Here is a 22,466-nt window from a genome sequence, read left to right on the forward strand (position 1 = left end):
GGACAAGGCTGGATTATAGTCCGATTCTGTATTTTAGGTATGGCACAGTGGGGGAAGGACGCGGGGTTGGTTTCTGTGAGAACCAAAATCAGGCAGCTCTGCGATCCCGTGATTGCACGAGCGGAATTTGCAGATAAAAGGCGCTGCCCTTGCCGGCAACGCTTTCGACCCAGACACGCCCGCGGTGGTTCTCGGCGATGGAACGGACGATGGCGAGGCCCAACCCCGAACCAGGCTGGGCGCGCGCCTCGCGTTCCTTGCCGCGATAGAATTTCTCGAACAAATGCGGAATGTCCTCCGTGGGGATGCCGATGCCAGAGTCTTCGATGACAAAGACGAGCGCGCCCGGTTGGGATAAAGTGCGGATCGTCACCCTGCCATTGGGCGGTGTGTATTTGATGGCGTTCTCCAACAGGTTATAAACCGCCTGATGCAAAAGCGCCTGGTCGGCTTCAACGGCGTGAGGCATATCCTTGGGTAATACCACGTTAAATTGGATATTCTTCTGCGACGCCTGCAACTGAAGTGCGCCGGTTGTGCGTTCGATGATATCCAAGACAGAAACGTTCTCGACCTGCAAGCCGACACCCGATTCGATGCGTCCGAGATCGAGAAGGTTGTTGACAAGGCGCGTCATGCTTTCGACCCCGGCGACAATCCTTCTAGCATACCCCACTTGTTGTTCGTTCAATTCGCCTGTCGTCTCAAGCATGGTGGCGTATCCGCGGATGAGGGTCAATGGAGAACGCAGGTCGTGACTGACGGTCGATACGAAATCGGACTTCATGGTGTCCAGTTCCTTGAAGTAGGTCACATCCCGCATGATGCAGATGCGGCCGATCTGCCGTCCCTCCACCAGCACCGGCGACGCGGTCGCGAGATAGGTGCGCTTATCGGGAAGCAGGATTTCAGCGGATTGGCTTTCGGAGGTCGTGCTTTGCAACAGGGCGAGAAGCGGACGCAGTTTGATGACCTGTTCCGTTTCCATGCCGCTCATGGCTTCGCCGGTTTCCTGCCCGAGCACGGAAGCCGCCGCATGGTTGGCGATCAACAAACGGTTGCGATGATCCGTTACGATCACGGGGTCGGGCGAAGAATTGATGATCGCCTCCAACTGGCGGCGTGAAGCTTCCACGTTCAAATACAGATGCGCATTTGCGACCGCCAGAGCGGCCTGCCCCGCCAGCGTGGTCACAAAGCGCACATCCGAATCGGAGAATCGACGGGGTTGTTCATATCCCGCCCATACCACGCCGTAATATCTATTCTCATGGCGCAATGCAACTGCCAGCAGTGCCAGCGGTTGCGACAGGCCCGGGTCGAGGACCAATTCGCGCGAACGGGTCAGATTCGGCAGGACGACTTTCTCATGGCTTTGCGCGAGGTCGAGGATTTGATCGTCGAGATGGGCGTATGTATCCTGCGAGCCGCCCAATGCGAAGCGCGAAGGCGGTTCGACAAAGGTATCTGGAAGGACGCTGGGGGAAAGGACAACGCGTACCGATTTTGCCCCGGTGGATAGGATCGCCTCGAGCACCGGTTTGACCGCATCCTGCATCTCCAGGCTGGAAGCTACATCCTGGCTGACCCTTAACAGACGGTTGAGTTCCTCCATCCGCGCGTGCAAACCGACGCGCATCTGCTCGAAGGCGCGCCGTAACTGGGCGACCTCATCTTCACCGGTGACTTGCAGCGGATGATCGAGATCCCCCTGCGCAATGCGGTTGGCTTCAACCGCCAGTCCCTTCAAAGATCCGGTCACCACGCGCAAACCGAGTCGCGTTAAAACCAGCGCCACTGCGGCGAGGAGGATGATCATCAATGCGAGCGGCGCAGAGATGTTCAACGCCAGCTGCTGGGCGCGCCGCGCGGGGACGGTCATGACGACCGCCCATGGATGCCCCTCCACCGGATGGTAATACACGATCTGGCGTGTGCCGTCGGGAGCGGTGTTGTCGTAAAAGAACGGCTCGGGACCAGCTTGACCTTCATATTGCGTCAGCGTTTGAACATCACCCGAATGATAGATAATATTGTTGCGGTCGTCCACCAGCATGCCCGAACCATCAAGATCGCGCATATCGTCCAGGCTTTTGACGAGCGGCATGGTCAGCGGATTCCCTTCGATGGTCGTGCGCCCGATCAGGACGCGGCGCACTTGATTCTCCCTGACGATTGCCACAAGAAAGGAAATCCGAGATGGGGCGGCTTCGGAGTTCGACGGGATGGAATAGACCTGGGTCAACACGCCTTGCGTGGCAAATAAAATCCCTGAATCTTCTTCGGCATACAATCGGAACCCTGAACGCGAATCCTCGGGGTAGATCGCCAGCACATCAAGGGAGACTGCATCCAGAACGATCAGTTGATCGAAATAGGGCACGGCTTTGATGCGCGAAGAAAGGATGGCGGTTAAATCCGGTCCCGTCGAGTCGATCATGCCCGGCTCCGCGGCTATTTGTTCTGCCAGGCTTTGGCCTGTCCCCAAAAAGAAAGGCACGCTTTGCGCCGCTGATTCCCCCCCGCTCGATAACCGGTCTTCAAGCAGGACGCGCGCCGATTGTCCCGTCAACAGCCAGCCCCCGATGAGCAGGGAGAAGAGCAGGAGCAGAATGAAAGCGCTCACAGCAAAGATAAAACGCGACTCGAGGCTTTTTTCTCCGGGTGAAGGCTGTAAGGGTTGGTTGCTCCCCCAGCGGGCGGAAAAGGCGGTCGAAACGACCTGTGCGACCAACCCTCCGATCAACATCTCGCCGCCGAATGCGAGCGTGACGATCAGGGCGTTGCTGATGGCAAAATCGAGGCGGGCGGTTGTAGGCGTCGATGCGCCCCAATCGGTCAACAACGCGCTCAACGTGTAGAACAAGATATGGATGGGAATCAACAACAGCGCCCCCGTCAATGGCTGGCGCAGTAAACGATATGCGGGTGTTCTATATCGCTGGCGGGTGTTGATCGAGAACCACACGCCGAGAAATGCGAATTCGAGGATCGGGAAAAGCGAATACAGATCCCATGCACCGCGGATCAAACCCGCGAACGCCCCGAGGGCTGCACCGGCAAATGGTCCAAGCAGCCCGCCGCCCAACATCCAGGGAATGGCGGAGAAAACCATCAGCGCGGAACCCGGCACCTCGGCGGGCAGACCGGGCAGAGGGCGGACCGAGCCGAAGGTCAATCTCACACCGATAAATAAATTCAAAAGAGGAACAAGGATGAACAAAAAAAGAAAAAGCCCCCAGTCCTTCGATCCCCACACAGGCTGGCTTTTGCGCTTGTTGTAAAGGAATCCTGCCAGCGCGGCAAACAACGCAGCCCATGCCAGCCATCCTGCAAAAGTGGGCGGAGCAGGGAATGGAATGCCTGCAAGGAGCGTTGCGATGAAATCCATTTATTTATTATAGCCTCAAACATTTGCCCCGGCATATAAAAGAACCTGTTTTGTGAATTATCCCCCGCGATATTTTGCCGGCAGGAGGTTTGCGATCTCCGCCATGATGCGGCTCGTGCCCTCGTTCATCGCCTCACGCCGCGCCGATGCATTTTCTTCCAGCCTGAATGTTTTCCCAACCCGCATATGGACTTGCGCGCGCTTGAATCTTTTCACCTGACCGTATACGTTTTCATTCTCTGTGCCGCTGACGGCGACCGGCAGGATCGGCGCGCCTGATTTATAGGCGAGGAAAGCCGCGCCATGCGTGCCCTCCTCCAAGGCGCCGGTCAATGAGTAGCGTCCTTCCGGCGCGATGACGATTCTGCGGCCCTCGGCGAGACCGTCCAGCGCGGCGCGCAATGCGCGTTTATCCGGCTTCCCGCGATGAAGCCAGATCACGCCATAATGATCGATGAGTTCGCCGAGAATGGGAAGGTCATACAATTCGATCTTGGCGAGCGCGTCAGGTGTAAATGGGAGCGAAGAGATGAGCGTGGGCACATCGGCATCGCCGAGATGATTGATGACGATCAATAATGGTCCTCGTTGCGGAATGTTTTCCAATCCCTCCCTCGTCACCCGCAGACATGCCCACGCGAAGAGTTTGATCAGCCCGTGCGAAAATTTGCGGAAGGCGAGGCGGAGGCGGGTTAACCGGGGCAGGCGCACCAACTCCGGCTTCCATACTTCTGTAATGGGTTTAGGCGGAGGCGATGGCTTGTCCGGCATAGACGCCATGATACTCCCCGGGTAGCAGCCCTGCGATATGCCGCATGACCATGTCCGCATTCTGCTGGCGCAATTCCCTGCGTTCCGAACCTTTTTGGGTCACCGGCGGGAAGTGAATCGGCTTGCCGATGCGCATTTCGAGTTTTGGACGTTCACCCCGTCTGGCTCTCTGCCAGAAATCATCAGTCGCGTTGAGGATGCCGACGGGAACGACCGGCGCGCTCGCATGTTCGATGATATATCCGACTCCAGGCAGGGCGCGCTGCATGGCTGGCTTGTGCGAGCGCCCACCTTCGGGAGCAATCGCCAACGGACGACCCGCCTTCAAGACCGCCAGCATTGTTTCAAGTAGATGGCGGTCGTAATCCCCGCGGTGAACAGGGATGACCCCGTACAGTTTAAGGATGGGTCCCTGCCCTTTTTTCTCGAAGACATCCGCCGCACCGACAATCTCGGGCTGTTCGGGCCAAAAGGAGACTAGAAGAGGCGGGTCGAAGATCGAGATGTGATTCATCGCGATCACATACCGAGTCCCAAGCGGAACATTCTCACGTCCCACAACTTTTATCTGCCCGAGGATGTGAAAGATGAGACGGAATACTGGGCGGAGATAAATCCGATTGAGGCGTATGTGCAGGGGGACGGTATAGGGTTTCATTATTATCAAAAGACCTGACAGGTTGCCAAAACCTGTCAGGTCTCGATTATTTTATTCACACATCTCAACCAGGCGGGTATAGACCTGGTCTTCGTTCAATTCGTCGGTGTTGATGATGACCGCATCCCCGGCGGGACGCAAGGGAGCGACCGCGCGGGTCGAGTCGATCCTATCGCGTTCGATCATCTTCTTGAGCAGGTCGTCGAGGTCTGCGTGCTCGCCGCGTTCGACGATCTCATCATATCGACGGCGCGCGCGTTCCTCGGCGCTGGCATCCAGGTACACTTTCAGATCCGCTTCCGGCAGGACGACCGTGCCGATGTCCCTGCCGACCATGACCACTTTTCCGCGCATGCCGATGCGACGCTGCTGTTCTGACAATGCTTTGCGCACACCGGGGTATGCTGATATGGCGGATACTTTCGATTCAACTTCGCCCGAGCGGATATCCCAGGTCACATCCTTCCCGCCGATGAGCACATCGCAGGGACGCCCGTCGTTTTGAGACGGCGGTCGGATATCGATCTGAGCAGACTGCGCCATCTGCGTGATAAGTTCTTCATTCTGCATGTCCATATCGTGATCGAGCGCAATCCAGGTCACGGCGCGGTACATGATGCCGGTGTCGAAGAAAAGATAGCCGAGTTTTTCAGCAAGCCGTCGTCCGACCGTGGTCTTGCCGGAGGCGGCGGGTCCGTCCAATGCGATGATGGAGGGGGGATGATTCGTCATGCTATTCATCGAGAAACAGATCGCTCTTTGCCCACAAGATGATCAGTTCCCTGCTTTGCGGCATTTCGCGCAGGGAAACCCAGCGGAACCATGCCGCAGTGTCTGCGTATCTCCAGATGGGCGTCTGTCTCCAGATGAAGTCCTGACCGCGATACGCGGATTCCAAACTGACGGGATTCGACTCGAACGGCGTAATGACGAAGTCAGGCGCGCTGTCCGTGTCCAGCGTGTCTACGAATTGGACGGGGTTTCCACGCAGCGCCCATTCGAGCGCGGGGGAATTCACACCCAGGATTGCGATGGAGGCGACATGGTCATTTCCGCGCCCAAGCTCCGAGACCTGACTGACGGTCTCACGCAACAAACTCTCTTGCAATGGAATGCCGGGAAGCCACCACATCTCCGGTGCGTTCAATCCGCGCAAGCCTGTTGAGCCGAATGTGCCGCTGAGACTCAGCACACCCAGGGCGACCGCCAGACCCCACACGCCTCCGATCCGCGCGATTCGGATGGACCAGCCAGCCGCGACAAGGATCAGACTGACGACCAAGAGCAGGAACGAACCAATCAGCATTCCCGCGCGGAGTCGATAATCGGGCGTGCCCACAGGGAGGAAGTTGATTCCCGCCATGCCGAGCCAGGCAAAGACCCAGATGAAGAGAGTAAGCAGCGCGACCCCGGCAACTTCACGCCGCTCATCGGGATAGATGGATATATGACGCGCCAGTTCAAGGGAGGCAAGCGCGTTGAGCGGAATCAGCATCCATGCCAGGTCTGCCATTTCGCGGGCTGGCAGGAAGACGACCAGCAAAAGCGGGATGAAAAGCCAGATGCTCAAAACCATAATGCGCCGCAGACCGCGAGTCCAGCCGCGGATTAATGCCACAATGGAAAGCAGAAGCGCAAACGGTTGATAGACGAGCAATGAGATGAACAGCATTCCGCGCGTAATATCGGAAAGGGATCTCCAATCGTTGATGAACGCAGGGATGGACGAGAACGTCGCGCCAAGCCCGCCGGGGACGGTGAAGAAGAGGGTCCCGGCGAGGAAAAAGGTGAAGAGGAAGGGGATGAATGTCGAAGAATGAATTATGAAGGCTGAAGGCGTTGCCCCGACTGGCGAAGCCGTATCGAAGGGTTGAAGGTCGGAGGCTTCTTGTTTCTCGCCACCCGCTTCTTTGGTTGGTTTGCGGACCAGAAGGAATCGTGAAATGAGATACGCGATGAGGAGGCTCAACAATCCGAACCAGACGGACGGTCCGCTGAGGAGGGCAAGGGCGGCTGTGATGGCAGCGGGTTGATATTTTTTCTTGTTGATGAATCCGGCGGTAAAGACGAGGAAAGTTATCGCAAGGATCGGGCTCGCGGTTTGACGGGAGATGGCGACCAAGCCCGGGTCTAATGCTAGGAAAAAAGCTAGGAGCAGGCTTGGGCGCGGTTTGAGGCGGTCGTCAAAGAGGAGGGGCGCTAGAACGAGGAGTCCGCCGATAAGGGCGGGGATGGATCGAGCGAGGAAATTCGTCCCTCCGCCGAAAAGCAAATACATCACGGACGTGGAAAGGATATAAAGCGGATGCGGGCTGAGCGCCGGATCTTCGCCTTGCGAGATGCGCAGGGCTTGCAGGGCGGGCGCGGCTTCGGCGTCGGTGAGGGGCAGCGCGCCGAGTTGAATGAAACGGACGAACAGGGCGATGATGAAAGCCAGCGCGTAAAGCGGGGCTTCGTATTTGAATCGTCGGTAGGTCATGGGCGCAATTGTAATCGGTTCCTGTCAAGTGAACCGGTTTATATGTGATTGGGAATTGATGTATGTGCTAAAAAGTCCTTCAACCAGAATGGTATAATTTTTCCGCTCAACCTAAAAAACCAACCGAAACGGTTATTGATTGAAGGAGAACGTGTATGTCCGGTCATTCCAAGTGGTCCACCATCAAACGCAAAAAGGGCGCGGCAGACGCCAAACGCGGCGCGATCTTTACGCGGCTGGCGCGCGAGATCGTCATCTCAGCCCGTGAAGGCGGCGGCGACCCCGATACCAATTTCCGGCTGCGGCTCGCAGTGGAAAAAGCCCGCTCCGAAAATATGCCCAAAGACAACATCGAACGCGCCATCAAAAAAGGCACCGGCGAAGACAAGGAAGGGACCGTGTTCGAAGAATTGACCCTCGAAGGCTACGGTCCGCACGGCTCGGCTTTCATGGTCGCCTGCGTCACCGACAACCGCAACCGCACCATCTCGGACGTCCGCCACGCCTTCAGCAAATCGGGCGGCAACATGGCGGAAGCGGGCGCGGTCGGCTGGCAGTTCGAGCGCAAATCCTATTTCTCCTTCCCTACCAGCATGCTCAACTTTGACAAAGCCTTCGAACTCGGCGTCGAAGCCGGCGCGGACGATGTTTTGGACGGCGGCGAAGAGATCGAAATCTTCGGTCCGGTGGAGTCGTTCAAGACCATCGCCGACGCGCTGCATAAAGCCAAAGTCCAGCCGCAGGAATCCGGTCTGCGACTAATCGCCAAACAGGAGATCGAAGTCGGCGTGGAGGAGACTCTCTCCGTGATGAAAGCCATCGAACATCTCGAAGAACTCGATGACGTGCAGGACGTCTATCACAACGTCAAGATGTCCGATGAAGCCCTCGCGGCGCTCGAAAACGCGTAAACCTATTTACCGCGAAGCGCGCAAAGGACGCAAAGATTTAAGATTTTCTTCGCGCTCTTAGCGGGCTTCGCGGTTAATTTTTTAACTCATGACCCTCGCCCTCGGAATTGATCCTGGAACCGCAACCACAGGCTTCGGCCTCGTGCGCCTCATGCGTGACGGTGAACTGGTCGCTGTTTCCTTTGGGGTGATCACCACGCCGAAAACGGATTCCGCCTCCGCCCGGCTGGAGATGCTTTACAACGAACTAAACAAGTTATTGAAAAAATTCAAACCCGATACCGCCGCCGTCGAAAAATTATTCTTTGCGCGCAACGTCACCACCGGCATCGCGGTCGGACAAGCCCGCGGAGTGGTTTTATTAGCGCTCGAAAAAGCGGGAATCGAAATCTGCGAATACAGCCCCAATGAAGTCAAACAAGCCGTGGCGGGATACGGTCACGCCGAGAAACGGCAGGTGCAGGAAATGGTGCGGACCCTGCTGCAACTGGACAAGATCCCCAAACCCGACGACGCCGCCGACGCGCTGGCGATTGCAATAACGCATTTGAATACGGCGCGATACGAATAATAACCACAGATAAACACGGATGAACCTTTGATTTTGACGCACGAGAGGTTGATGTGCCAACACTGGAAACCAATGCCATTACAGAGAAAATCATCGGTTGTGCCTACAAAGTCAGCAACACACTGGGGATTGGCATTGTCGAAAAAGTGTACGAAAACGCGCTATTGCATTTGATCCGCAAGTCGGGTTTAAAGGCGGTTCAACAATATCCGATCAAAGTCGAATTCGAAGGAATTATTGTCGGAGAGTTCGCTGCGGATCTATGGGTTGAAGAACGAGTTTTGGTCGAACTGAAGGCAGTCACCATGCTCAAGGACGAACACATGGCACAAGCCTTGAACTATTTACGTGCAACTGGCGCGGAGATCTGTCTACTCATCAATTTTGGAACAACAAAGGTCGAGATAAAATGCCTTCGTCCCTCAACCAGGTGGCAAATCTCAAATTAATGATCCATCCAAAATATCCTTTTTATCTGCGTTCATCTGTGGTTAAATAAGACCATGATCGCCACCCTGCGCGGAGAAGTCTCCCAGATCGAAGATAATGCCATCATCGTCGAAGTCGGCGGAGTGGGGCTGAGAGTCTTCGTCCCTGCGCCGGTGCGGACGAATGCCAAGGCGGGGGAAATCCTCTTTTTGTTTACCCATCTCGTCGTCCGGGAAGATGCGCTGACTCTCTATGGATTCGAATCCCAGACGGATCGCGACCTGTTCAATATACTGCTCGGCGTGGACGGGGTCGGTCCCAAAGTCGCCTTGTCAGTACTATCCACGCTCACGCTTGAAACCATTCAACGCGCAATCTTCGCCGATGAAGAAGAACTGCTCGGCAAGGTTCCCGGAGTTGGGAAAAAGACCGCGCAAAAGATCGCCCTGCATCTCAAAGATAAACTCAAGCCGACGGATGCACTTGCCAAAGTCGCTGCTCTCGCCGATTACGACAGCGAAGTTCTTGCCGCACTCACTGCATTGGGATACTCCGTCGTCGAAGCGCAAGCCGCATTGCAATCAATACCCAAAGACGCGCCCAAAGACGTGGAAGAACGCCTCCGCCTTGCGTTGCAATACATCGGCGGATAAACTTCTCCTTATGTAAGCCTCATATGGGGGACTTTCCTTTCATGTATAATCTTTTTCATGAATCGACTTAAGAATATCGACAAACGCCTGCTGATCCTTATCGTCTTCGCGATCGGCGTTGTCATCGCATTCCTCCCGCCTGTCAGAAACCGACTCTCGACCCAATACGAACTGATTCGCACGCGCATCATTTACTTCTTCAGACCCCCCAGCGAAGCCGTCTTTGACCCTGGCGGCGAAACGAGCCCTTTGACCGTCGAAACAGCCGTAGGCACGGTTCGAGCCGAATTTCTTCTGACGTTGACTCCCGAAGCGACCGTCACTCTGAGACCGGGTCCCACTGCAAAACCAACGATCACATCCACGCCCATTCCCGAAAAAGCGATTCTCCCCGGGGTTGTTTACATCGATCAGCACAACCGCTGGAATTACTGCGGTCCTGCCAACCTCACCATGGCGCTTAACTTCTGGGGCTGGTCCGGTGACCGTGACGATGTTGCCAAAGTAGTCAAACCCGGCTCGCCCGATACCAAACTCGATTTTATCCAACGCGGCTTGCCCGATAAGAACGTGATGCCCTATGAACTTGTGGATTTCGTCAACACGCAAACGACGGAATTCCGCGCCCTCTACCGTCACGGCGGAAATATGGACCTGCTCAAACGACTTATTGCCGCTGGATTCCCCGTGGTTGTGGAAAAAGGCTATTATGAACGCGATTACACCGGCAAGATCGACTGGCTCGGACATTACCTGTTCACCACCGGTTACGACGATTCTCGCGGCGGATTCATTGTGCAGGATGCCTACCTCAAACCAGGCAAAGACCTGCTCAGCAAATACGAAGAGTACCAGGACGGTTGGCGCTCGTTCAATTATTTGTTCTTTGTGGTCTACCCCGCCAACCGTGAACCGGAAGTGTTGTATCTCCTCGGTCCCTGGGCAGACGAGGCCTGGGCGGCCGCGCACGCGCTCCAACTTGCCGAAGAAGAGATACAAACACTCGAAGGCAACAATCTCTTCTTTGCCCTTTTCAATAAAGGCACGAGTCATGTCGTCTTGAATCAATACTCCGATGCCGCGCTCGCTTATGATGAAGCCTTCCGCCAATACTCCAACTGGGACACCGCCAAAGGCAACCGCCCCTTCCGCATGATGTGGTATCAAACCGGTCCCTACTTCGCCTATTACTACTCGGGCCGTTATCAAGATGTCATCGACCTCGCCACCACCACGCTGACAAAAACCATCTCCACGCCCACCCTTGAAGAATCCCTGCTCTGGCGCGGGCGCGCTTATTATATGATCGGCGATACCAACGCCGCCGTGAAGGATTATCGCGCCGCGTTGCAAATTCATACGAATTGGTATCCCGCCGTGCAGGCATTGCAGGAATTGGGGTTGCAGCCGTAATTTATGGGCGAGAAACCGACACCTGTCCAATCCGTTCTTATCATTGGCCTGGCTCTTGCATTTCTCGCCCTTTGCTCGTTGATCTTCTATTCGATCATTGTCGTCGCCAATGAGCCGGTGAATGGGATACCCACGCCCGAGCTGGACTCCACCCTCATTCCCTCACCCACCGCCGGGACCTTGATCCTCCCCACAGACTCCGCCGCGCCTCTCCCCACGCTGACGCTGACTCTTCAACCCGAGTTTATCCCCACACCGATTCCATCCTTCAACGACAGCCCGCCGCCTGTAGGGAAGATCGCTTTCGCCTGTTACGTCAAGCAAATCGACCAGATATGTCTGCTCAACGCGGATGGCAGCGGCCGCACACAGTTGACGAATCTCAAAGCGACCGCCTTCTATCCCTCCATCTCGCCGGATGGAAATACGATCTTTTTTTCATCGCGAGATACCGGAACGTTCGAAATCTACTCGATTGATATCAATGGGAACAACTTGCAAAAGCTAACCAATAACATCGGCGCGCTCTACGCCCCCGAGCTTTCTCCCACCGGTGATTGGATCATATTCACCAAACACGGGAACGGCCTCTGGTTGATGAAGCCTGATGGCTCCAATCCGCATCCGCTGACAAACAAGGACGATATCGATCCCTCCTGGTCACCTGACGGCTCGATGATCTCATTTGCTTCTTCCCGGGCAGGCGCGCGTCAATTATTTGTCATGAACGCCGATGGCTCGGATGCCCGCCAGGTGACGGATCTGAACAACATGGGTGGGCGCAACACCTGGTCTCCGGATGGGACCCGCCTCGCCTTCTATCGCGGTCCGCAAGGCGACCGAAATATTTACGTCATCAATGTGGACGGCACCGGCCTGGTCAAACTCACCGACGGCGGCGATAACCTCGGTCCCTCCTGGTCGCCGGACGGCAACTGGATCGTCTTCACCTCCTTCCGCGACGGCAACAACGAACTCTATATCATCCACCCCGATGGCATGGGTTTAACTCGTCTCACAAATAGTCCCATCTCTGATTGGCAGCCGAGGTGGGGGAAGTGATGGCGGATCGACGGGAGATGCTAAAGGTCGAAGTTTCCCCTTGACGCAATCGCCTCACGCGCATAGAATAGCGCTCAACATGCTTAAGTCTGCGCGCTGGTTTAGCTTTTACTTTTATTTCGGTTTCCGGAACCCGGTTGCCGGTGGCGGCGCTTAAGTAGACAGAGAATTTAAATCTGGATGCAAAAAGAGCGAGACCACGCGGTCTCGCTCTTTTATTTTATCCCTCACCCGCCTTCGGCCCCCCCTTCTTATGGGAGAGGGGATGGGGGTGAGGGCGAATCTAGGAGAACATTATGCCCATTCGCGGAATCCGCGGCGCGATCACAGTCCCAGCCGACGACCCCGACTTGATCCTCGAAGCCACTCGCGAGGTGCTCGAAGCGATCCTGAGCGCAAACGAGTCGATGCGCCCGGAAGATGTCGGGAGCGCCATCTTCACTGTCACTGAGGACCTGAACTCCACCTTCCCTGCGCAAGCCGCCCGCGAGATGGGCTGGGGTCTTGTCCCGATGATCTGCGCGCGCGAGATCCCTGTGCCGGCCAGTCTGCCGCGCGTCATCCGTGTATTGGTGCATTGGAATACGGTAATGCCTCAGGATAAGATCGCGCATGTCTATCTGCGCGATGCCGTGAAGTTAAGACCCGATCTGGTGGCGGCGCAGTAATATTAATCCCAATGGTCGAGCTGCCCGAGTAGAATAACAAAGGCGAATGAATACCAGCGGAATAATCAGGAGAAGAACCATGATCATTGTAATGAAACCACACTACACACCTCAACAATTGGAGGAGGTCGTGAACGCGATCAAAAAGCACGGGCTGACTCCGCACATCACACACGGGGTCGAGACTGCCATCGTCGCCGCGGTGGGCGAGTTTCATATCTCCTCTTTGGACCCGTTCGAAGTGCTCGATGGAGTTGAATCCGTGAAGCGCATATCCCAGCCTTTCAAGCTGGGCTCGCGCCAGGCGCACCCCGATAATTCGGTCTTTCCTATAGACGGTTTCAACATCGGCGGCGAGGATATCGTCCTCATTGCGGGACCATGTTCGGTGGAGAGTCGCTCCCAGATTCTGGAAACAGCCCAGGCGGTGAGAGAGGCGGGCGCGAATGCGCTTCGAGGCGGGGTCTTCAAGCCGCGCACATCGCCGTATTCATTCCAGGGGCTAGGCGAGGAGGGCCTCGAATATCTCGCCGAAGCGCGCGAAAAGACGGGCATGCCGATGGTCGTCGAGATCATGTCGCAGGTTCAGCTCGATCTCATGTTGAAGTATGTGGATGTATTTCAGGTCGGCGCGCGCAACATGCAAAACTTCAACCTGCTTCGCATGCTGGGCGAAACACGCAAAACGATACTGCTCAAACGCGGTCTTTCCGCGACTCTTGAGGAACTGCTCATGTCTGCCGAATACCTGCTCGCAGGCGGGAACAAACAGGTCATCTTGTGCGAGCGCGGCATCCGCACATTTGAGACTGCCACGCGCAACACAACCGACATTAATGCGATCCCTGTGCTCAAGCAGCTTACCCATCTGCCTGTGATTCTCGACCCGTCACACGCAACGGGTCATGTGGACTTTGTTCCGGCAATCGCACGTGCTGCCATTGCCGCAGGCGCCGACGGACTCATCATTGAAGTTCATCCTGATCCCGCGCATGCTGCTTCAGACGGCAAGCAATCCCTCAAACCGGAAAAATTCGCCGAGATGGTGAAGCAGGTCAAGGCCATTGCCGAGGTGATGGGCCGCCGCATCGCGCCGGTTACAAAACCTGTGACTACAGGCTGGTGAATCATGGAGGATGGCTTTTCGATCAAAGAAACAACCATCGGGATCGTTGGATTGGGACTCATGGGCGGCTCGCTTGCGATGAGTCTCAAAGGGAAGTGCGCCTGCATCATTGGATTCGATGCGCATCTTCCCTCGCTCGAAATTGCCCTATCCAAAAAGATCATCGACTACGCTGAAAGTGACCTTGCATCTTTTCTCGCCCAACTCGATGTATTGATCCTGGCTGTTCCTGTCCCGACGATCATCAGTTTTCTCAAGCAGCTTCCGTCCTTCACTACAAAACATCTTATCGTTACAGATCTCGGCTCGACCAAGCGCGACATCCTGCAAGCCATGAATGCCCTGCCCGAAAATTTTGACCCCATTGGCGGACATCCCATTTGCGGAAAAGAGAATCTAGGAATCGAAAACGCCGATAAAGACTTGTATGAGAACGCCCCGTTCATTCTTACGCCATTGGACCGCACCACTCGGCGCGCAAGATCTGCGGTTAGAAAAATCATATCAACCATCGGCGCTTCCTGTATCGAGATGGCCGCCGGGGAACATGATAAATTTATCGCGGCAACAAGCCATCTTCCATTCTTAATTTCATCGGCTCTCGCGCACTCCACGCCGAAAGAGTTTTCCCCTTTCATTGGGCCCGGTTTTCGCTCGACATCGCGCCTTGCGGGAACCCCCTCTCATATGATGATGGGAATCCTGAAATCGAATCGGGATAACGTGTTGGGCGCCATCCAGGCATTTCGCAATTCGTTGAATGACATGGAATCCGCATTGGAAAACGAAAACTTCAATGAATTGGAATATTTGCTCGACCAGTCCCGAACCAGTTATCAAACAATGGTAAACACATGAACACTTACGCAGAAGGCAATTTCTAATTCTTCATGCTCCCTTCCGCTTTGAAGATCACCCCCATCCCGCATCCACTCAACGCCACCGTCCGTGTGCCTGGCTCCAAGTCATTGACCAACCGCGCTTTGTTGATCTCCGCTCTCGCGAATGGAACCACACATCTGACAAACGCCCTGTTTTCTGATGATTCGCATTACTTCGCCAAAGCCCTGCAAATTCTAGGTTTTGACGTGCAATTGAATGAACAGAATGTTTCAATGTCGATTACTGGTTGGGGCGGGAAAATCCCTGCAAGGCAAGCCGCACTTTTCATCGGCAATGCAGGGACCGCTGCGAGATTCCTCACCGCATTTCTCACTCTTGGGCACGGCGAATATATCCTCGACGGCGAGCCGCGCATGCGTGAACGCCCGATAGGGGATTTAGTGGAGGCGTTAGCTCAACTTGGGGCAAAGATCGAACCAATTCCGAATTCCGAATTCAGAATTCAGAATTCGCAAATCTGCCCTCCCATCAAAATCATTGCATCGGGACTCCCTGGCGGCAAAACAAAAATCGCGGGCGACATTTCTTCTCAATTTCTGTCCGCCCTGATGATGACTGCTCCCTACGCCCGATCTCCCATCGAAGTGGAACTCGCCACCGACCTCAACTCCAAACCCTACGTGGACATGACCATCGCCATCATGAAAGACTTCGGCGTGGAAGTGGAACGTAGCCAGTATTCACGTTTCACTATACATCCTTCATCGTATTTGCCAATCATGAATTACCCAATTGAGTCCGACGCCTCTGCCGCCTCCTACTTCTTCGCTGCCCCTGCCATTTGCGGCGGGACGGTCAAAGTGGAGAACATCTCGCGCGAGTCCGTGCAGGGTGATGTCGCTTTCGTGGATGTCTTGAAAAGAATGGGGTGTGAAGTTGAGGAGAGCCGCGATTCGATACTCGTTACTCGCAACGCATCAATTCATGGAGTAGATGTGGACATGCGTGACATCCCAGACACCGCCCAAACCCTCGCCGCCATCGCTCCGTTCGCTGATTCGCCAACCCGTATTCGCGGCATCGCCTCGGCACGAGTCAAAGAGACGGACAGAGTATCCGCTACCTGCACCGAATTGAAGCGGTTGGGCGTTCAAGTGGAAGAACACGAAGACGGCATGACCATTTATCCGTGCGAGGACTTCCAAGCTGCCAACATCCAAACCTACAACGACCACCGCATGGCAATGTCCTTTTCGCTGATCGGTCTCCGCTTCGACGGCGTGACAATCGAAAATCCATCCTGTGTCTCCAAAACCTTCCCAGATTTCTTTGAAGTATTGGAAAATTTGCGATGAACAACCTGCAACCTTCAAAACTTCCAACTTTCAAACTTGGACTGATCGGCTACCCCCTCGGTCATTCCCTCTCGCCCAAAATCCATACCGCCGCCCTCCAAGCCTGTGGACTTGAAGGAACCTATTCACTTTTCCCCATTCCCCCCGAAGATAAGCAAGCCTTGCAAGATTTGCTCGCCCGCGTTCGCGCTGGTGGCATCCACGGACTCAACGTTACCATCCCGCACAAGCAGAACGTCATCGAATTCATGGATGAACTAACGCCCACTGCCCAAGCCATTGGCGCGGTCAACACGGTTTACATGCGAGGTGGCAAACTCATCGGTGACAATACTGACGCGCCCGGTTTTCTGTCCGATCTAAAACGAGCGATTGGGAATCGGGAATCTGGCATTGGAAAAGCGGCAATCGTTCTTGGCGCAGGTGGCTCAGCAAGAGCGGTTGTTTATGCTTTACTGAATGATGACTGGAGTGTCACCATCGCTGCTCGTAGGTTAGAGCAAGCAAAACAACTTGCAGATTCTTTTGCGAATTACGAATTACGCATCACGACCTTCGACCTTCAACTTTCAACCTTCAGCCTTATCGTCAACACCACACCTCTCGGCATGACCCCAAACATCGACCAATCTCCCCTGCCCGAAAAATTGCCATTGCCTGCCAATGCTTTTGTTTACGATTTGGTCTACAATCCACGTGAGACCAAACTTGTCCGCGATGCCCGCGCACAGAGCCTGACTGCCACAACTGGACTTGGCATGTTAATCGAACAAGCCGCGCTATCCTTTGACCTATGGACAGGTCACAAGCCGCCGCGCGAAGTTCTTTGTCAAGCTGTCGGATCATAATTCTTTCATTCTTTATTCACCACTTTCTACTTGGAGACTTAATGCCCCTACGCTTTCTCACCGCAGGTGAATCCCACGGACCATCTTTAACGACAATCTTGGATGGTATCCCCGCGGGACTTTCCCTCACACCTGAAATCATCAACAAAGAACTCGCCCGCCGCCGGCAGGGATACGGCTCAGGCGGACGCATGAAAATTGAAATTGATGCCGTGCAAATCCTCGGCGGAGTCATGGCGGGTGAAACGACCGGCGCGCCGATTGCCATGCTCGTCCAAAACGATGACCATGTCAAATGGAAGGGCAAAGCCATCGAGCCGATGACTGCTCCGCGCCCTGGTCACGCGGATTTAACCGGCGCGGTCAAATACGGTTACAAAGATCTGCGACCCGCATTGGAGCGCGCCTCCGCCCGCGAGACCACCATGCGTGTGGCGGTGGGAGCCGTCTGCAAACATTTTCTCGCGCAGTTTGGGATTATCGTCGGCGGATATGTTTCCTCCATCGGCAAAGTGTCCGCGGACTTTGGCGATATGCCTTACGAGGAACGCTTCACCCGCGCCGAAGAGTCGGATGTGCGCTGCCCGATCGAATCCGCCGCCGAAAAAATGCGCGCCGAGATCGAAAAGACCATCCAAGGCAAAAATACTCTCGGCGGCGTTCTTGAAGTCGTTGCGCTGAATTTGCCCATTGGCTTGGGAAGCTTCATGCAATGGGACCGCCGCCTCGAAGCCAAACTTGCTTATGCCATCATGTCTGTCCAGGCAATCAAAGGCGTGGAAGTCGGCGACGCCTTCGAGAACGCAAAACGAATTGGAACCGAAGCGCATGATGCCATGCAACTCGGTTCTCATAATTCGGTAACTCGTAACTCGAACAGAGCAGGCGGCACCGAAGGCGGAGTGAGCAACGGGCAGCCCATCGTCATCCGCGCTGCCATGAAACCGATAGCCACGACCCTCGTTCCACAACAAACCGTTGACCTTGCCAAAGGCGAGAATGCCCCCACCAAATACGAACGCTCTGACTTCTGTCCCGTCCCGCGCGCTGTTCCCATTCTTGAAGCAATGGTTGCTTTCGTTCTTGCCGATGCCCTGCTCGAAAAAATCGGCGGTGACTCACTCAATGAAATGAAGCCGCGCTTTGAAACCCTGCGCAAAGCGGCACTTGAAGACCTGCCAATGGATAACATTCCGCATGTGTTTTGGGAATAACTGTTTCCTGGACACTGATCACTGGATATTGAAATGCACTTGTTTCTCTACGGACCCTCCGGCTCGGGCAAATCCACCATTGGCAAACAACTTGCCCATGACTTGAAACTTCCATTTATTGATTCCGATCAAATTATCGAGCTAATTGCAGGCATGCCCATCCCGGAGATCGTCGAAGCGGAAGGCATGCCCAAAGTCCGCGATCTGGAAACCGAAACCCTGAAGCAGATCATCAATGGCAAAGAAAGTGTGGTCGCGCTTGGCGGCGGTGCTTTGCTGGGAGATGAAAATCGTAATCTGGTTGAGCAAAACGGCAAGGTGATCCTTTTGAAGGCGGAACCATCCACTTTGTTGGATAGACTCGAAAAAGACCCGCATAAACGTCCCCTGCTGGCTGGCGATCTGGAATCAAAACTCAAGGCTTACCTTGAAGGTCGCGCCGGGCATTATGCATCCTTTCCTTTGCAAGTGGTTGTGGATAATGGAGGCATCGAACAAATTTCCAAACACGCGCAAGCGCTGGCCGGACGGCATCATCTTTCCGCGATGGGTGAGTATGATGTCATCGTAGGTCGCGCATTCCGCGTGACAAATCTGCAAAACCCCATCGTCGTCACTGACGAGAACGTGGCGAAATTTCATCTCGAAAAGATTCAAGGACTATTCAACGCAAAATCGATCATCATCTCACCGGGCGAAGAATATAAAAATCTCGAAACGGTCTCGCGCCTGTGGAAAGCCTTCCTTGAAAACGGGCTCGACCGCAAAAGCACTGTTATTGCGCTTGGCGGCGGCGTGATCGGAGACCTGACCGGCTTTGCCGCATCCACCTACATGCGCGGCATTGATTGGATCGGCATTCCAACGACCCTGCTTTCGATGGTGGATGCTTCGTTGGGTGGAAAAACCGGATTCGATCTGCCGGAAGGAAAAAATCTCATCGGCTCGTTTCATTCCCCGAAGTTGGTCATTGCAGACCCGGGCTTTTTGCTTACGCTGCCAGAGCGTGAACTCCGTTCGGGCATGGCGGAAGTGGTCAAGCATGGCATCATCTCAGACCCGGACCTTTTTGCCATGTGCCAGTGCGGCATGGACTGGGTGAAAGACAATCTCGAAGACGTGGTCAAACATGCGATGGCGGTGAAGATTCGGGTGATCGAAGAAGACCCGTACGAAAAAGGAATTCGTGCAAAGTTGAATCTTGGTCACACGGTCGGACACGCAATAGAACTCGTCAGCAGGTTTGAACTGCGGCATGGCGAGGCGATTGCCATCGGCACTGCAATCGAGGCGAGGTACGCGGCCCGGGTTGGGCTGGCAAGCCAAAGCATGGTCGAGGCGATTGAGTCCGCGTTTTCGGGGTTGGGGCTGCCCATCCACATCCCTGCTGAAATGCCGCGCGATGAAATCCTCCGCGTCATGCGATTGGACAAAAAGAAGAATGGGCAGGCGATCCGCTTTGCGCTGCCGGTTGAAATTGGGAATGTTGAATTAGTGGAAGTAACCGATCTGGAGGAGGTAATACAATGAAAATTTTGATCCTGCACGGACCAAATTTGAATTTATTGGGAACGCGCGAACCGGAGGTCTATGGTTCGATGACGTTGAATGACATCAACCAGAAGATGATCGATTTAGGCAAAGAATTGGGCGCGGAGGTAATCTGCCTGCAATCGAACCATGAAGGCGCGTTGATAGACGCCTTGCACGATGCGCGCACGTGGGCGAGCGGCGTTGTCTTCAACCCCGGCGGTTTCACTCATACGTCAATCGCTTTGCGCGATGCGATCTCTGCCATTGTGATTCCGGTGATCGAAGTTCATCTCTCGAACGTGTATGCGCGCGAAGAGTTTCGGCATACTTCGTTCATTTCGGCGGTGTGCAAAGGCAAAGTGACCGGCTTTGGCTGGCGGTCTTATGAATTGGGGCTGAGGGGATTGGTCGGGCAGGTTAAGGGATAAAACGCGGATACGATCCGAGTACGCGCAGCATGAGGGCGTATTCTCCCAGGTGATCGAGTGCCCGTTTGGATTTTTCCTCGTCCACCGAGCCGATGAAATCGACATAAAACAAATATTCCCATGGTTTGCCAATCAGCGGGCGCGATTCGATCTTGGTCAGGTCGATATCGCGCAGGGCGAACACGCTCATGGCTTTGAAAAGGGAGCCGGGGACGTTCTTCAGCGTGAAGACAATGGAGGTTTTCGCATCACCCTTCGGCCTGACGGGCTCGCGCTGCACGGCAAGGAAACGTGTGTAATTCTCGGGGTTGTCTTCGATGCCTTCCTCCAATATCGGCATTCCATATAACTTTGCTGCGCGCATCGATGCGATGGCGGCTGTATCGCGCGCGCCGGATTCTTTTAACATCTTGACACTTCCGGCAGTATCGTAGACTTGTTCCGCTTTGATGCCGTGGCTGCGTAAATATCCGGCGCATTGACCCAATGCCTGTGGATGGCTGATGGCTTTCTTGATTTCCTCTTTCCTGACTCCATCGTTTGCGATCAAACAATGCCGGATGCGTAAAAAATATTCGCCGGTGATGTGCAGCGAATGGCGCAGGAGCAGGTCGTAATTCTGATGGATGCTCCCGGCGAGGGAATTCTCAATGGGAGCGAACGCAGCGTCATTTGTGCCTGAGGCGACCGAATCGAACATCGCATCGAAAGATTCGCATGGGACGGATTCAACCTCATCGAAGTATTCGAACACTGCCTGTTCGGAGTAGGCTCCCGGCTCGCCCTGAAATGCAACTCTCATATCATCTCCACTACTACTCGCTGATCACTGCTTGTTTCTCCGCCCACTCGACGATCTTTCTAAACCCATTTTCCACATCTTCATCCGAGGCGGCGATGCACATCCGCGCGAAACCTTCTCCCTGATTTCCAAACGCCGAGCCGGGGACAAGTCCCACACCGGCTTCTTCGAGAATCCTTTCGCAGATCTCGAGAGAGGTCATTTTCAAGGGACGAAGATCGAGAAAGAAATAGAATGCGCCTTGCGGCGGCGTGACGCGGACCCTGTCGCTTTCGAGTTCACGCGCGATTCGCAGAATGGATTCGCGGCGTCGGGCATACCCGGCTCGCATCTTGGCGGTGACTTGTTGTATCTCCGGATCGGTCAATGCGAATGTTGCCGCTTTTTGAATGAAAGGAGCGACACACGTGATCGAGTTTTGGCCGGCTTTCAAGGCGTTATCGATCACGGAAGCGGGCGCGGCAAGAAAACCGACGCGCCAGCCTGTCATTGCATAGGACTTGGACAGGCTGTTGACGAGGAGCGTCCGCTCTTTTGCGCCATCGAATGCAGCAGCGGATGTCGGCTTTTCCCCGTAAAAAATGCTCGCATACACCTCATCGCTGACGATCCACAGGTTGTGGGCTTTGGCGAAATCCTGTAATTTTTGAAGGTACTTCCGCGAGGGATACGCCCCGGTCGGGTTGGAGGGATAGTTCAAAACGATGACCCGGGTTTTCGCAGTGAGCGCCTTTTCCCAGGATTCGAACTGTGGGATGAAATTATTTTCAGCTGGAGCGGGCACGCGGATCACACTTCCCCTCAACATGATCGCTATATTGGAATGGGTCGCCCACGAAGGATCTGGAATCAAAACATCGTCGCCGGGGTTGAGGATGGATTGCATGCCGGTGTAATAGGCATGGATGCCGCCGTGTGTGACGAGAATCTCAGAGGCGGGATCGTACGCCACATTTTCATCACGAAGTAATTTTGCCGCGATCGCCTCTCGCAGTTCAGGAAATCCGCGCGAGGGACCGTAATGGGTCAACCCGCTTTGGATGGCTTTAAGCGCGGCTTCTGCGATGGCCGGGTGGGTGCCGAAATCCGGGTCGCCGACCTGCAAGGCGATGATGTTCTTTCCGCCTGCCTTGAGCGCCAGGATCCGATCCGCCAAGGCTACGGTGGCAGATTGCCGGATGAGATCGAATTGAGTGTTGAGAAACATAGAACGACCGCTGAAGAAAATTTCCGCATTATACCCTTTGGGCTGCGCAAACTTTCATGGGATTGCCGGTCTGCCATTCGGAGGGTGATGGATTTGGGGTATGG

At 54.9% G+C, this 22,466-nt stretch carries 21 protein-coding genes; 14 read left to right on the top strand and 7 right to left on the bottom strand.

The features are described from left to right. Nucleotides 1–88: 88 nt before the first annotated feature. From HS100_08540 to HS100_08560, 5 genes are read right to left on the bottom strand one after another with little or no spacing between them, the layout of a single operon-like run. Nucleotides 89–3,391: a PAS domain-containing protein gene (locus HS100_08540; protein MBE7433952.1), complete on the bottom strand. Its 3,303-nt coding sequence runs from the start codon at nucleotides 3,389–3,391 to the stop codon at nucleotides 89–91. Nucleotides 3,392–3,448: 57 nt separating this feature from the next. Continuing rightward, nucleotides 3,449–4,171, bottom strand: coding sequence for a 1-acyl-sn-glycerol-3-phosphate acyltransferase (locus HS100_08545; protein MBE7433953.1), 723 nt, complete (start codon nucleotides 4,169–4,171; stop codon nucleotides 3,449–3,451). Then, the gene (locus HS100_08550; protein ID MBE7433954.1) at nucleotides 4,134–4,820 is read right to left on the bottom strand and encodes a 1-acyl-sn-glycerol-3-phosphate acyltransferase; all 687 of its coding nucleotides are present in this window, start codon (nucleotides 4,818–4,820) and stop codon (nucleotides 4,134–4,136) included. The genes HS100_08545 and HS100_08550 overlap by 38 nt, the downstream gene beginning before the upstream one ends. 51 nt (nucleotides 4,821–4,871) lie before the next feature. After that, on the bottom strand, nucleotides 4,872–5,552 hold the full coding sequence (locus tag HS100_08555; protein ID MBE7433955.1) for a (d)CMP kinase: 681 nt from the start codon (nucleotides 5,550–5,552) through the stop codon (nucleotides 4,872–4,874). 1 nt (nucleotide 5,553) lies between these two features. Then, nucleotides 5,554–7,299, bottom strand: a complete 1,746-nt coding sequence (locus tag HS100_08560) for a hypothetical protein (protein ID MBE7433956.1) — start codon at nucleotides 7,297–7,299, stop codon at nucleotides 5,554–5,556. Nucleotides 7,300–7,454: 155 nt separating this feature from the next. Between HS100_08560 and HS100_08565 the strand changes: the two genes are divergently transcribed. From HS100_08565 to aroQ, 14 genes are all read left to right on the top strand, one after another. After that, nucleotides 7,455–8,210: a YebC/PmpR family DNA-binding transcriptional regulator gene (locus HS100_08565; protein ID MBE7433957.1), complete on the top strand. Its 756-nt coding sequence runs from the start codon at nucleotides 7,455–7,457 to the stop codon at nucleotides 8,208–8,210. An 88-nt stretch (nucleotides 8,211–8,298) separates the two neighbouring features. Then, nucleotides 8,299–8,781 (top strand): crossover junction endodeoxyribonuclease RuvC, encoded by a 483-nt coding sequence (ruvC, locus tag HS100_08570; GenBank protein ID MBE7433958.1) that lies wholly within the window; start codon nucleotides 8,299–8,301, stop codon nucleotides 8,779–8,781. A 53-nt stretch (nucleotides 8,782–8,834) separates the two neighbouring features. After that, entirely contained in the window at nucleotides 8,835–9,230 is a 396-nt protein-coding gene (locus HS100_08575) for a GxxExxY protein (protein ID MBE7433959.1), read from the top strand. Nucleotides 9,231–9,284: 54 nt separating this feature from the next. Beyond that, nucleotides 9,285–9,863, top strand: coding sequence for a Holliday junction branch migration protein RuvA (ruvA, locus tag HS100_08580; protein ID MBE7433960.1), 579 nt, complete (start codon nucleotides 9,285–9,287; stop codon nucleotides 9,861–9,863). Between the two features lie 57 nt (nucleotides 9,864–9,920). Further along, nucleotides 9,921–11,276, top strand: a complete 1,356-nt coding sequence (locus HS100_08585; GenBank protein MBE7433961.1) for a C39 family peptidase — start codon at nucleotides 9,921–9,923, stop codon at nucleotides 11,274–11,276. A 3-nt stretch (nucleotides 11,277–11,279) separates the two neighbouring features. Next, on the top strand, nucleotides 11,280–12,338 hold the full coding sequence (locus tag HS100_08590; GenBank protein ID MBE7433962.1) for a PD40 domain-containing protein: 1,059 nt from the start codon (nucleotides 11,280–11,282) through the stop codon (nucleotides 12,336–12,338). Nucleotides 12,339–12,634: 296 nt separating this feature from the next. Continuing rightward, entirely contained in the window at nucleotides 12,635–13,006 is a 372-nt protein-coding gene (aroH, locus tag HS100_08595; GenBank protein ID MBE7433963.1) for a chorismate mutase, read from the top strand. A gap of 79 nt (nucleotides 13,007–13,085) precedes the next feature. Beyond that, nucleotides 13,086–14,132 (top strand): 3-deoxy-7-phosphoheptulonate synthase, encoded by a 1,047-nt coding sequence (aroF, locus tag HS100_08600; GenBank protein MBE7433964.1) that lies wholly within the window; start codon nucleotides 13,086–13,088, stop codon nucleotides 14,130–14,132. Between the two features lie 3 nt (nucleotides 14,133–14,135). Then, complete coding sequence (locus tag HS100_08605) at nucleotides 14,136–14,990, top strand: prephenate dehydrogenase (GenBank protein MBE7433965.1); 855 nt, start codon at nucleotides 14,136–14,138, stop codon at nucleotides 14,988–14,990. 32 nt (nucleotides 14,991–15,022) lie between these two features. Beyond that, the gene (gene aroA, locus HS100_08610; protein ID MBE7433966.1) at nucleotides 15,023–16,330 is read left to right on the top strand and encodes a 3-phosphoshikimate 1-carboxyvinyltransferase; all 1,308 of its coding nucleotides are present in this window, start codon (nucleotides 15,023–15,025) and stop codon (nucleotides 16,328–16,330) included. After that, nucleotides 16,327–17,178 carry a shikimate dehydrogenase gene (aroE, locus tag HS100_08615; GenBank protein ID MBE7433967.1) on the top strand — a complete coding sequence of 284 codons (852 nt, stop codon included), beginning with the start codon at nucleotides 16,327–16,329 and terminating at the stop codon, nucleotides 17,176–17,178. The genes aroA and aroE overlap by 4 nt, the downstream gene beginning before the upstream one ends. A 41-nt stretch (nucleotides 17,179–17,219) precedes the next feature. After that, complete coding sequence (gene aroC / locus HS100_08620; protein MBE7433968.1) at nucleotides 17,220–18,392, top strand: chorismate synthase; 1,173 nt, start codon at nucleotides 17,220–17,222, stop codon at nucleotides 18,390–18,392. A gap of 33 nt (nucleotides 18,393–18,425) precedes the next feature. Next, nucleotides 18,426–19,922, top strand: coding sequence for a 3-dehydroquinate synthase (gene aroB, locus HS100_08625; GenBank protein ID MBE7433969.1), 1,497 nt, complete (start codon nucleotides 18,426–18,428; stop codon nucleotides 19,920–19,922). Next, the gene (gene aroQ / locus HS100_08630; protein ID MBE7433970.1) at nucleotides 19,919–20,353 is read left to right on the top strand and encodes a type II 3-dehydroquinate dehydratase; all 435 of its coding nucleotides are present in this window, start codon (nucleotides 19,919–19,921) and stop codon (nucleotides 20,351–20,353) included. Before aroB ends, aroQ begins: the two co-directional genes overlap by 4 nt. Here the strand turns inward: aroQ and pheA are convergent. Together pheA and HS100_08640 are read right to left on the bottom strand one after the other, a co-directional pair. Next, nucleotides 20,343–21,155 carry a prephenate dehydratase gene (gene pheA / locus HS100_08635; GenBank protein MBE7433971.1) on the bottom strand — a complete coding sequence of 271 codons (813 nt, stop codon included), beginning with the start codon at nucleotides 21,153–21,155 and terminating at the stop codon, nucleotides 20,343–20,345. The genes aroQ and pheA overlap by 11 nt on opposite strands. A gap of 13 nt (nucleotides 21,156–21,168) precedes the next feature. Further along, complete coding sequence (locus HS100_08640; GenBank protein MBE7433972.1) at nucleotides 21,169–22,362, bottom strand: pyridoxal phosphate-dependent aminotransferase; 1,194 nt, start codon at nucleotides 22,360–22,362, stop codon at nucleotides 21,169–21,171. Between the last annotated feature and the right edge of the window lie 104 nt (nucleotides 22,363–22,466).

Source organism: Anaerolineales bacterium, from assembly GCA_015075725.1.
Classification (GTDB): domain Bacteria; phylum Chloroflexota; class Anaerolineae; order Anaerolineales; family Villigracilaceae; genus Villigracilis.

Excerpts from the sequence above, each read along its gene's own strand:
- HS100_08540 (MBE7433952.1), bottom strand. The coding sequence starts at position 3,391 with ATGGATTTCATCGCAACGCTCCTTGCAGGCATTCCATTCCCTGCTCCG.
- HS100_08545 (MBE7433953.1), bottom strand. The coding sequence starts at position 4,171 with ATGGCGTCTATGCCGGACAAGCCATCGCCTCCGCCTAAACCCATTACA.
- HS100_08550 (MBE7433954.1), bottom strand. The coding sequence starts at position 4,820 with ATGAAACCCTATACCGTCCCCCTGCACATACGCCTCAATCGGATTTAT.
- HS100_08555 (MBE7433955.1), bottom strand. The coding sequence starts at position 5,552 with ATGACGAATCATCCCCCCTCCATCATCGCATTGGACGGACCCGCCGCC.
- HS100_08560 (MBE7433956.1), bottom strand. The coding sequence starts at position 7,299 with ATGACCTACCGACGATTCAAATACGAAGCCCCGCTTTACGCGCTGGCT.
- HS100_08565 (MBE7433957.1), top strand. The coding sequence starts at position 7,455 with ATGTCCGGTCATTCCAAGTGGTCCACCATCAAACGCAAAAAGGGCGCG.
- ruvC (MBE7433958.1), top strand. The coding sequence starts at position 8,299 with ATGACCCTCGCCCTCGGAATTGATCCTGGAACCGCAACCACAGGCTTC.
- ruvA (MBE7433960.1), top strand. The coding sequence starts at position 9,285 with ATGATCGCCACCCTGCGCGGAGAAGTCTCCCAGATCGAAGATAATGCC.
- HS100_08585 (MBE7433961.1), top strand. The coding sequence starts at position 9,921 with ATGAATCGACTTAAGAATATCGACAAACGCCTGCTGATCCTTATCGTC.
- HS100_08590 (MBE7433962.1), top strand. The coding sequence starts at position 11,280 with ATGGGCGAGAAACCGACACCTGTCCAATCCGTTCTTATCATTGGCCTG.
- aroH (MBE7433963.1), top strand. The coding sequence starts at position 12,635 with ATGCCCATTCGCGGAATCCGCGGCGCGATCACAGTCCCAGCCGACGAC.
- aroF (MBE7433964.1), top strand. The coding sequence starts at position 13,086 with ATGATCATTGTAATGAAACCACACTACACACCTCAACAATTGGAGGAG.
- HS100_08605 (MBE7433965.1), top strand. The coding sequence starts at position 14,136 with ATGGAGGATGGCTTTTCGATCAAAGAAACAACCATCGGGATCGTTGGA.
- aroA (MBE7433966.1), top strand. The coding sequence starts at position 15,023 with ATGCTCCCTTCCGCTTTGAAGATCACCCCCATCCCGCATCCACTCAAC.
- aroE (MBE7433967.1), top strand. The coding sequence starts at position 16,327 with ATGAACAACCTGCAACCTTCAAAACTTCCAACTTTCAAACTTGGACTG.
- aroC (MBE7433968.1), top strand. The coding sequence starts at position 17,220 with ATGCCCCTACGCTTTCTCACCGCAGGTGAATCCCACGGACCATCTTTA.
- aroB (MBE7433969.1), top strand. The coding sequence starts at position 18,426 with ATGCACTTGTTTCTCTACGGACCCTCCGGCTCGGGCAAATCCACCATT.
- aroQ (MBE7433970.1), top strand. The coding sequence starts at position 19,919 with ATGAAAATTTTGATCCTGCACGGACCAAATTTGAATTTATTGGGAACG.
- pheA (MBE7433971.1), bottom strand. The coding sequence starts at position 21,155 with ATGAGAGTTGCATTTCAGGGCGAGCCGGGAGCCTACTCCGAACAGGCA.
- HS100_08640 (MBE7433972.1), bottom strand. The coding sequence starts at position 22,362 with ATGTTTCTCAACACTCAATTCGATCTCATCCGGCAATCTGCCACCGTA.